The following is a 1,245-nucleotide window of genomic DNA, read 5'->3' as shown; positions in this document are numbered from 1 at the left end:
ATCTTGGGGCTTTCCGGAGACGGCCTCCGGTGGCAAGCTCGGAAGATGCCGCTGTGACCTGTCATCTGTCCACCTGAAAGAAACCTGAAGGATGTGACAGTCAAGTTTTCCGGAAATAAGGTGTAAAAAGACCCGGATTCGGTAACACCCCGTTCGGTTTAGCCAGCCGAACGCTGAGAGCGGAGTTTGTATGACGCGTGAGCTGCCCTTCGACGATGATGCGGACGCGGGCGATCATGCGAACGATGCCGCATATCGCGTGGCGACCGGTGTCGCGCGGGTGGCTCGGGCCGGTGCGTACGTCACCGGCGGTGCGCTGATCGCCTCCAACGGGTCGCCCGCGCCGGAGAACGAATCGCACAACAGCCACATCACCGGCTGGTCCACCGCCGATCCGCATCCCGATGTGCCGAGCCCGGTGGTGACCTACCCGGATCCGTCGCCGGACTCCGTCCCGCCGGATCTCGGGACCTCCACGCCGCGACACGCCCCGGCGGCACCGGCACCGGGACTCGCGCTGCCGGAACACCACGGCACGGATGCGTTTCCAGGTCTGCAGTTCCCGCAGGGCAGCCAGTCGCCGCTGACGTTCGGTGAGTTCCCCGCGACGACCGGCGGTGAATCTCCCGACTCCCATTTCCCGTTCCCCGAGTCGAACCACGGGTTCGGCGGCAACGGTGTCTTCGATTCACCGGATTTCGGTGGCGGACACGGACTTTCGATGCCCGGATTGCATGCCTCGAGTGCTCCGTTCGGCTTCGGCGCCGAGGATTCGGGTCCGGCGTCGAGTTCGGGCGGACTCGACCTGCCCGGTGCCGCCCGCACGACCGACGAGCAGCGCGAGGACTCCGACCTGTCGGGTGCCGACCCGCACCCCACTACGCCGTTGCTCGGCCACGGCCTCGGGCTTCCCGGCACCAACGGTCTGCACCTGCCCGGTATGAACGGTCTCGGCGCGGGCGGTTTCGGCTCCGACAACGGACTTCAGGACGGCCACGGCGCCTTCGACGGAGTCGGGGACGGTGGTGGTCCGGGAATCTTCCTGGGCACCGAGATGAAGGTGGACGCCCACGTCGGCTTCGACGGCATCTGGGTCACGACCGAGACGAAGGTCGACTTCGCCGTGGGCGACGTCGGACATCAAATCGACGACTACGGCAACTGGCTGGGCAACAGCGCGCACCAATTCCCCGGGTTCACCACGCAACCCGACGCCACGGCTGCGGCAGGGCAGAGCGTCGGCCC

Annotated in this window: 1 pseudogene; it reads left to right on the top strand. The window is 66.7% G+C overall.

Going from position 1 to position 1,245, the window contains the following annotated elements:
• Nucleotides 1-190: 190 nt before the first annotated feature.
• Nucleotides 191-1,245, top strand: a pseudogene (locus RJ03_RS27365) (hypothetical protein); the annotation flags it as partial.

Origin of the sequence: Nocardia aobensis NBRC 100429 (assembly GCF_000308375.1) — a bacterium.
Lineage (GTDB): Bacteria > Actinomycetota > Actinomycetes > Mycobacteriales > Mycobacteriaceae > Nocardia > Nocardia aobensis.
The sequence above is the reverse complement of the archived record's forward strand: the minus strand, read 5'-3'. Positions and strand labels throughout refer to the sequence as shown.